4 protein-coding genes are annotated in these 9,800 nt (G+C 47.7%); all 4 read left to right on the forward strand.

Annotated elements, in window-relative coordinates:
- The first annotated feature begins 11 nt into the window (after positions 1 to 11).
- Positions 12 to 3,935, forward strand: a complete 3,924-nt coding sequence (gene hrpA / locus QMA35_RS02315) for an ATP-dependent RNA helicase HrpA (RefSeq protein ID WP_281645518.1) — start codon at positions 12 to 14, stop codon at positions 3,933 to 3,935.
- A gap of 162 nt (positions 3,936 to 4,097) precedes the next feature.
- The gene (locus QMA35_RS02320) at positions 4,098 to 5,216 is read left to right on the forward strand and encodes a beta-ketoacyl-ACP synthase III (RefSeq protein WP_281645519.1); all 1,119 of its coding nucleotides are present in this window, start codon (positions 4,098 to 4,100) and stop codon (positions 5,214 to 5,216) included.
- Between the two features lie 105 nt (positions 5,217 to 5,321).
- Entirely contained in the window at positions 5,322 to 7,472 is a 2,151-nt protein-coding gene (locus QMA35_RS02325; protein WP_281645520.1) for an autotransporter outer membrane beta-barrel domain-containing protein, read from the forward strand.
- Between the two features lie 194 nt (positions 7,473 to 7,666).
- The coding region (locus tag QMA35_RS02330; RefSeq protein ID WP_281645521.1) for an autotransporter outer membrane beta-barrel domain-containing protein at positions 7,667 to 9,800 on the forward strand (2,134 nt) is incomplete at its 3' end.

The following is a 9,800-nucleotide window of genomic DNA, read 5'->3' on the forward strand; positions in this document are numbered from 1 at the left end:
AACAGTTAAGCATGACAGATCGGGATAACCGTAAGGATAGAGCAGCTGTTGCTGCAGATATTGAAGACAGTTTGATTCGTGATCGCTACTGGCTGAAACGTCAGTGGCGAAGCTGGAAGCGGCTGTCCGGAAAGGAAAAGAGTCGTTTTTATCAGCGGCTGGAACGTTCCTGCCAGCAGAGTCGTGAACGTCGTGCGCAGTCGGTGAAACTGAACTGGGACGACTCCCTGCCAGTTGTTCAGAAAAAAGACGAAATTGCCAGGCTGATTGCTGATAATCAGGTTGTTATTGTTGCTGGTGAAACAGGCTCAGGTAAAACCACCCAACTGCCCAAGATCTGTCTTGAGCTGGGCTTGGGAGTGTATGGTCTGATAGGGCATACTCAGCCTCGCCGCTTGGCCGCACGCTCCGTGGGTAGCCGAATTGCCGAAGAGCTGGACACAGAATTTGGTGGGCTGGTTGGTTACCAGGTGCGCTTTACTGATCAGGTGAGTGAGCAGACCCGTGTCAAGCTGATGACCGACGGTATTCTACTGGCGGAGGTTCAGAATGACCGTTTCCTGAACGGTTATGACACCCTGATTATTGATGAGGCTCACGAACGTAGCCTCAATATCGATTTCCTTCTGGGCTATCTGAAGCTGCTACTGTCAAAACGCCCTGATCTGAAAGTTATTATCACGTCCGCCACTATTGATGTAGAGCGGTTTTCCAAACACTTTGTTAATGAAAAAGGTATTGGCGCTCCCGTTATAGAAGTTTCCGGTCGTACGTTTCCCGTCGAAACCCTGTATCGCCCACTTGCTGAGCTGGAAGTGGAAACCAAGGATGGCGATGAGCGTCAGATGCAGGGTATCTATCAGGCCCTGGAAGAGATTGAAGACCTGGAACGTGGTGGTATAGGGCATCGTTTGGGGGATGTGCTGGTCTTTCTTCCTGGTGAGCGGGATATTCGTGAAACGGCAAAGTTTCTGCGTGATAAAAAACTCCGGGATACCGAGATTCTTCCCCTTTATGCCCGGCTTACCAACGCTGAGCAGAACCGTATTTTTCAATCTCATCCCGGTCGAAGGGTCATTCTTTCTACTAACGTGGCGGAAACATCCCTGACAGTTCCGGGCATTCATTATGTGATTGATCCGGGAACGGCCCGTATCAGCCGTTACAGTGTGCGCAGTAAAGTGCAACGTTTGCCGGTGGAAGCTGTTTCTCAGGCGTCTGCCAATCAGCGAAAAGGTCGTTGTGGCCGTGTCGCGGAAGGTATCTGCATTCGCCTTTATGATGAAGCGGATTTCCTGAGTCGGCCAGAGTTTACCGATGCAGAAATTCTGAGAACCAATCTGGCTGCAGTTATTTTGCAGATGCTTAAGCTGGGGTTGGGGGACGTTACCAAATTCCCGTTTGTGGATCGGCCAGACAATAGCGCTATCAATGATGGTTATAAGTTGCTGCAGGAACTGGGTGCTGTTGATAAAAACAGTCGCCTGACTCGTACTGGCAATCAGTTGTCCCGTTTGCCTATCGATCCTCGTATTGGTCGCATGATTCTGGCAGCGCACGATACCAATGCAGTTGATGAGCTATTGATTATTGCCAGTGCGTTAGCGGTTCAGGATCCACGGGAGCGCCCGGCCGAGAAGAAACAGGCTTCTGATCAGGCTCACCGGGAGTTTTATGATGATGATTCCGATTTTCTTACCTATGTGAACCTCTGGCGTTGGTATGAAGAACAGCGTCAGGAACTCTCTTCTAACCAACTGCGCAAACTCTGCAAAAAGCACTTTCTCAGCTTTATGCGTATGCGGGAATGGAAGGATATGCATCGCCAACTGGCTCTGGTGTGTAAAGACCTGAAGCTTCGTCATAACAATGAACCAGCCACTTATGGGGATGTGCATAAAGCCCTTTTGACCGGCTTGCTCAGTCATCTGGGTAATAAAACCGAAGAGGCGGATTACCTCGGAGCACGAAACCGTAAGTTCTGGGTATTCCCTGGCTCAGGGTTGTTTAAGCGCAAACCCAAGTGGGTGATGGCTGCTGAACTGGTGGAAACTTCCAAGCTTTACGCCCGGACTGTTGCGAAAGTGGAGCCTTCCTGGATTGAACCGCTGGCTGGTCATTTGATCAAACGCAACTGGTTTGAACCTCATTGGGAAAAGAAGCAGGCACGAGCGGTAGCCTATGAGCAGGCGACACTTTATGGTTTGGTGATTTATTCCCGTCGTAAAGTGCACTATGGCACCATTGATTCGGTTGTATCACGGGAACTGTTGATCCGGGAAGGGTTGGTTGCCGGTCATTACACCTCGAGAGCCCCGTTCTTTGCCCATAACCAGCAACAGATTTCTGAAGTTGAGGAGCTGGAAGCCAAGTCCCGACGTCAGGATATTCTGGCTGATCCGGAAACGCTTTTTGCTTTTTATAATGACCGCATTCCAGCTGATGTTGTAAATGGTGCTGGGTTTGAATCCTGGCGAAAAAAAGCAGAGAAAGACGATCCGAAGATTCTATTCCTCACCAAAGAGTATTTGATGCAGCATGATGCTGCCCATGTAACAGTGAACCAGTATCCGGATCGCCTGAAACATGAAGGCATGGAGTTGCCGTTGACCTACCACTTCTCTCCAGGAGATGAAGATGATGGCGTCAGTATTTCTGTGCCGGTTTCTCTTTTGCAGCAGCTTCCCAAGCAACGTTTAGAGTGGCTTGTACCCGGTATGCTGGAAGAAAAGGTTGTGGCTCTGATCCGGTCGTTGCCTAAGCAGGTCCGCAAGAACTTTGTACCAGTTCCGGATTACACTAAGGCGGCGATGGATGGATTGAATGCGTGCGATGAATCTCTAACTGAGTTGCTGGGCGTAAAACTGTTCCGTATGAGCGGTGTGCGTATTCCGGAAGATGCCTGGAAGCCGGAAACCCTTGATGATCACTTCCTGATGAATATCCGAGTGCTGGATGATGATGGAAGATTGCTTGGACAGGGGCGTGTCTTCTCCGAATTGCGGGAGAAATTTGCAGATAAAGCTCAATCCAGCCTGCGGGATATGACCAATAAGGGTATGGAGCAAACAGGTATCACCAGCTGGACTTTAGGAGAGCTGCCAGAGATAGTGCGTCAAACTCGTGGAGGGCTTTTATTTCGATCATTCCCTGCTTTGGTGGATGACAAAGATTCTGTTTCTCTGCGCTTGTTTGATAACCCTGACATGGCAAGAGAAGAAATGGTCTGGGGTATGGCGCGGTTGATGCGTCTCTCTCTCGCTGAGCAGGTGCGCTTTATGCTCAAGCAAATGAAAAACCTGAACAGGATAACGGTTCTGGCGGTTAACTCCGTGCCGAAGGCTGCGTTGTTGGAAGATATTGAACTGTTCACTATTCGTTACGTTTTCCTCAATGACGAGAGTCAGTGGCCCAGAAATGAAAACGGCTTCCGAACTTTGATTGCGCACCATAAGGCGGATTTAGTGCCGTTTGCGGAGAAGCTGGATAAGCTGCTGTTGGATATTTTCACCAGAAATAATGCTATTCAGAAACGTTTGAAAGGTAAATTGTCTTTTCAGGTGGCTCTGTCTATGTCAGATATCCAGGCTCAGCTGAGTCATCTGATTTTCAAAGGTTTCCTGCGCCAGACTCCTCTGGACTGGCTGGAACAGTTTCCCCGCTATCTTGCTGCGGTTGAACAGCGGCTGGACAAACTTGGTGCTAATTTTAACCGGGATCGGGTACAGACCGATGAGCTTCAGCACTTGCAGGATGCCTGGAATGCCCGCCGAGAGGCACTGGCCAAGCAGAAAATTGTTGATGCCTCTCTTTGGGAGTATCGCTGGATGCTGGAGGAGTATCGGGTTTCTTTGTTTGCCCAGAGTTTGAAAACACGTATGCCAGTCTCCGATAAGCGCCTCAGGAAAGTCTGGGAAAAGGTTGCGGTTCCCTGAAAAACTCATAAAGATTGGCAGCATATACCAACTTTGTTGCCTTAATGTTACAGCGGCAGATCTTGGGTTCTCTTGATTTGCCTGCTGCTATACCATCAGCAAAATAAGAAAATCTGGCATCTTTTTCATACCAGATAAGAAACAGCGTTCAAGGGGTTTCATGTGACAGATGTTGTTCTGACCGGTACCGGACTTTATACACCTTCCGCATCCATCAGTAATGATGAGCTTGTGGCCTGTTTTAATACCTGGGTGCAGGCAGAAAATGAGCGCAATTGTGACGCTATTGCCGCAGGGGAGTGTCAACCTCTTCAGGAAAGCAGTAGTGCATTTATTGAGAAAGCTTCGGGGATTCGCAGCCGCTATGTAATGGATAAAGAAGGCATTCTTGATCCAGGGCGAATGGTGCCCCGGCTGCCTGAGCGCAGTAATGATGAGCCATCTATTCAGTGTGAGATGGCACTTGGTGCTGCCCGGCAAGCTCTTGAGCAGGCCGACATTAAGGCCGAAGAGCTGGATGGAGTCATTGTTGCCTGCTCCAATATGCAGCGGCCTTATCCGGCAGTTGCTGTGGAAGTTCAGCATTTTCTTGGAGCCAGAGGTTTTGCGTTTGATGTGAATGTAGCTTGCTCTTCGGCAACGTTTGGGCTGCAGGTTGGCAGTGATATGATTCGTTCCGGCAGTGCCCGCAGGGTGCTGATGGTTAATCCGGAAATCTGTACGGGGCATCTGAACTTCCGAGATCGTGATAGTCACTTTATCTTTGGGGATGCCTGCACTGCTGTGGTTCTTGAGAGCAGTGATGTAGCGAAAGAAGGCGGCTGGAACGTTTTGGGAACCCGCCTCTGGACCAGCTTCTCTAACAATATTCGCAATAATGCCGGCTTTCTGAACCGTGCGGCAGAAGAGGGTATTGGCCAGCCTGATAAGCTCTTTGTCCAGAACGGACGTAAAGTGTTTAAGGAAGTTTGCCCTCAGGTGGCCAAGCAGATTACTGAGCATCTGGCGGATATGGATATTCCGGTGTCTGATATCGGCAGAATGTGGTTGCATCAGGCAAACTTGGCGATGAATCAGCTTATTTCAAAGCGTGTACTTGGCCGTGAGGCTTTGCCGGAAGAGGCGCCTGTTACGCTGGATGAATATGCCAACACCAGTTCTGCAGGTTCTGTGATTGCTTTTCATAAATACAGTCAGGATATGGCCTCAGGAAGTAAGGGTGTGCTGTGTTCTTTCGGTGCGGGCTATTCAATTGGTAGCGTGATTCTGGAGAAGCGTTGATCACATACTGTTTTATCTTTGTAGTGTAAAAAATGACCACTGGCATGTTGCACGAATGTTACTAGATTAAATGTAACTGTTTGCTGACGGAAAGGATTCCGTAACATGCCTCGCTCAATTCACTTTTCAAAAACCGCAATAGCGATTGCCGTCTCATCTGCAGCCGGTCTGTTATCTTCTACCATTCATGCTGCGCCATTAGTTATTAATAAAACTGGTCTGGTGAATAGTGAAACCAGAGTAGGGGCCAGTGGTAATAGCGCAGCTATCAGCCTTGAGAGAAAAACAAACATTCTGTCCTCCAGCCGATGCAATCAGCAGTCTCATACCTGTGTATTTGAGAACAATGCTGCGGTTTCCGCCGGGAATTCAAATTATGCAGTCGAGTTGAAGTCAGGTGCCTGGTTCAGTTTCACCAATAACAGCGCTATCAGTAACCCCGGTGGGACAGCCATATACTCCAGTAATACAGCTGGAGATTTTGACCTTTCCGTGAATGATGCCGGTTCTATCAAAGGCGATGTTGCTGTTAATTACAGGGCTTCAAAACTATTTAACTTGGTTTCTTCTGGTGTTATCGAGGGCGATATTTCGGTCGCTGCAGATCCTGATAATGATTCGGTAACATTCGCGGGAGGCAGCTATTCAGGAACAGTTACAGGCGTTGAGCAGGTTCGGTTTACTGGTGGGCAGACAAATGTCAGTGGTACTTTCACACTCAATGGAACAGGCACGCGCTACCTGAAAGTATTTACAGGAGGAGATCTGGAAACCTCTGGCCTCGCTGTGAGTGGTGGTGATTTCATTATGGCGTCAGGTTCACAGCTGACCTTTGATCTTGATGATAATAACAAGGTCAGCTCTGGCAGTTCTGCCGTGGCTATTGATGCCAGTTCAACTACTTCGGTTGATATTGATGATGGCAAACTCGTTGTTTATCCAGCTGCTTCCCATACCAGTGGTTCTGAAACTTACCGCTTGCTGAGTGTACCTTCTTCATTACCTTCGAATAATGTTGAACTGGCAGTTAACCCTCTCTACACCATTGCTCGGGCAGATGCCGGCAGTGAAGTGCGGGTGACGGTAGGCAGAAACAGCAAAGCCCCCAGGGATGTTATTACAGAAAATGGCGGCAGCCAAAGTGAAGGTGATGCTTATGAAAAAGGGCGTGATGCTGCTATCGGCATTATACAATCTGGTGGTTCGGCACAAAATAAAGCTGAAAAATTGCTTGATAACTTTAACAGTAAAACAACAGTAGAAGGTGCTAAGCGTTTAGCCAATGAGCTTCAGCCAAATATTACCGGTTCGGCTATGGATCATGCCCTAAATGTAACCACTACTGTTAATGGGCACGTTTCTAAACGGATGGATAACCAGACTCAAGGGGTGAATACGGGGGATCACACTCGGAACAGCTCGTTCTGGATACAGGCACTGCATAGCGAAAGTAAGCAGGATGATCGTAATAAATCCGGGAACACCGTTCGAGGATATAACAGCAGAGTTAATGGTTTCACCATGGGAGTTGATACAGATTTAAGCCCTGATTTCCTGGCAGGTATAGCTTTTTCCTACGGTAAGGGTGATATCAATAAAAACGATGTGGAAGATGAAACCGGCGTTGATACTTTCCTGACTACGCTCTATGGACGTTGGGGGCTGGGTGAGCGTGCTGACCTTGATGTGATGGTGAACTATGGTGTTAACAAAAATGATCGTAGGCGGGTTTTTGATGTTGCTGGTAGTAATCTAAACCCTGCCACTTCTGAGTTTGATTCTACTCAGTATGGTATCAAGGCCATTCTTAGCCGAAGAATGATGGCGGGCAAGTGGGAGGTGACTCCTATGGCTGGTTATCACTACACCCGTTTCACTATTGATGCGTATACCGAAAAAGGCTCTGCTGCGGCGTTGAAAACAGAGAAGCAAAAATACAAAGTGAATGAATTAGGTGCTGGTGTAGGTATCAGTCGAACATTTAATAGCCGTTACGGCCAATTTGTACCTGAAGTGAAAGTTATGGGTTGGCATAATCTTAGCGCAGATCCTATAGAGGTTGATTCACGGTTTGTGATCGGGGGGGATAACTTTGTAGCTAAAGGTGTGGCTCCCGAAAAAACAACCTGGAATGCCACCGCCGGAATCACATGGAATCGTGATGAACGGTTTGAGCTATCAGCAGGGTATGAGCGCAACTGGAGAAGTGGCTTTCATTCTGACTCCGTGTATACCCGAGTAAAATATAAATTCTAAGAGTAAAGCGCTGAGACAGTAAAGCGCTGAGACAATAGGTGTGACCTGTTTCTTGGGTTTTGTACTTCGTAACTGTTCATCCGTTGTCGGGATGTTCGGAAGCAGGAAGACAATTTTAAAGCTGATAACTGGCGTGATACTTCAGTGTGGCTAGATTGAATGTAATAATTATTCGGCAGAAAGGATTCTGAAATATGGACACAAGAAAATTCCTGAAATCGGCATTGGCGTTGGCTATTTCATCAGCGCCTTTTCATACTGTTCAGGGCAATGGGGACGTAGTAGTAGCCTCAAACCAACCTGTGGTCATTACCCAATCCGGGGCGGTGAACCGGGATGCGTTATCGGCAAATAGTGGTGATGCTACGGTTATACTTGATAAGGTCGAAGCTGGCTTTTTTTCTGGTATAGGGTTGGGTGTTGGCAGCTGTAACTCGCGGGAGCTTGTCTGTAGTTATAAAAACCGGGGAACAATCCTGGCTGGTAATGCAACTTATGCATTGGAAGTAAAGGAGGGTGCCTGGTACAGGGTGGAGAATCTCGGTTCGATTAGAAACCTTGCCGGCGATACTATCAATATTGACTCCGATGCAGGTAATTTCACAATTAACAACCGTGGAGACCTGATTTCATCGGGCTTGCACAGGGTGATTAATCATCAGGCTAATACTTTGTTTACCCTGACGTCATCCGGAACTGTTATTGGTAATATCGACATCAGTGTAGATAGCGATATTGATACGCTGTCTTTTTCTGATGGAAGTTATGCGGGGATAATAACCGGTGCTGAGCAGGTTAATGTGGCAAATGGCTTAGGCGCAAAAGTAGACATGAATGGAACAGTGAATTTATCAGGTTCGGGAAGTGATAAATATTTTACTGTTTCTGATGAGGCGGTGTTGCAAACCTCAGGGCTGATAGTTAACGGCGCGCCTGCAACTTTCCAGTCTGGAACCCAGCTAGTGCTAGAACTGGACTCTGCAACCCCTGGAAGTTCCATTGTCACATCAAATAACACAATTACTGTGGCTGGTACGGTGGTAGTTATCCCTGACGCATCGCATACGGGTTCAGTCAGTTACACTCTTCTCCAGGATTCGGCTGGCATTGGGGGGAGTAATCCAACTCTCGAAGTCATGGATCTTTACACGGTGACCAAAACATCGACCTCAGGTAATCAGTTGGTTGCCACGGTAGAGTTGATTGATGGTAAAGACCCTGGAGACGTTCCCGGAGCAGGGGGAGCTAATCAAAATGAGCGGCAGGCCTATGCAAACGGCTTTGGTGCAGCGGGTACCGCTTTACAGGGCTCAGGTTTTACTAGAGAGCAGGGAGAAAAGTTTCGTGATAACTTTTTCCGCCAGTATACTCCTGAAACTGCCGCACGCTTGGCTTCTGAGCTTCTTCCTACCTTGAATCGCTCCTCTGTTGAGGCTGGGCTAAATGTTGTCACCATTTCGAATAAAGCGATGGTGAGCCGGATGGATAGCAAGATTGGTGTGAGTACAGGTGATGAAATAAAAAGACATTCATTTTGGATGCAAGGCTTACATAATGAAGCCCACCAGGATGATCGTAGGCATCAGAGCAGCATGATTCGTGGATATCATAGTCGTTTAAATGGCTTCACTATGGGGCTTGATGCCGATGTTATGGAAAAGGGCATTATTGGTTTTGCTGCATCTTATGCCAATAGTGACATTAATAAGAACGATGTTGCAGACGAAAGCAGTATTGATAGCTATTTGGCAACCCTATACGGACGCTGGCAAGTAGCAGAAGCCCTTTCACTGGACGTGCTTCTGAACTATGGCATAAATAAAAACGAACGAAAGCGTGTGTTTGATATAGTGGGCTCTGATCTAAACCCTGCTGAGTCGGAGTTTGATTCGAAGCAGGTAGGCATTAAGGCGATTCTCCAGCATTCTATGGATGTTGGAGACTGGATATTGTCTCCTATGCTTGGTTATCACTACAGCCATTTCACTGTGGATGCCTATCGTGAAAAGGGTTCTGTTGCCGCTCTTAGTACAAAGAAACAAACATACAAAATAAATGAGTTAGGTGTTGGTGCAGGTATAAGCCGAGTATTCAATAGCCAATATGGTTACCTTACTCCGGAAGTCAAAGTGATGGGGTGGCATGACTTTAGCGCAGATCCTGTAACAGTTAATTCCAGGTTTGTCGTTGGCGGAGACAGCTTTGTTTTTGAAGGTGTGACTCCTGAAAAAACAAACTGGAATGCCACTGCGGGAGTCACTTGGAGTCGTGATGACCGATTTGATTTCTCAGCAGGCTATGAGCGTAATTGGAGAAGCGGTTATCACT

Source organism: Parendozoicomonas sp. Alg238-R29 (genome assembly GCF_947331445.1).
Taxonomy (GTDB): Bacteria; Pseudomonadota; Gammaproteobacteria; order Pseudomonadales; family Endozoicomonadaceae; genus Sansalvadorimonas.

Coding starts and splice junctions, on each gene's coding strand:
- QMA35_RS02325 (WP_281645520.1), top strand. CDS start 5,322: ATGCCTCGCTCAATTCACTTTTCAAAAACCGCAATAGCGATTGCCGTC.
- hrpA (WP_281645518.1), top strand. CDS start 12: ATGACAGATCGGGATAACCGTAAGGATAGAGCAGCTGTTGCTGCAGAT.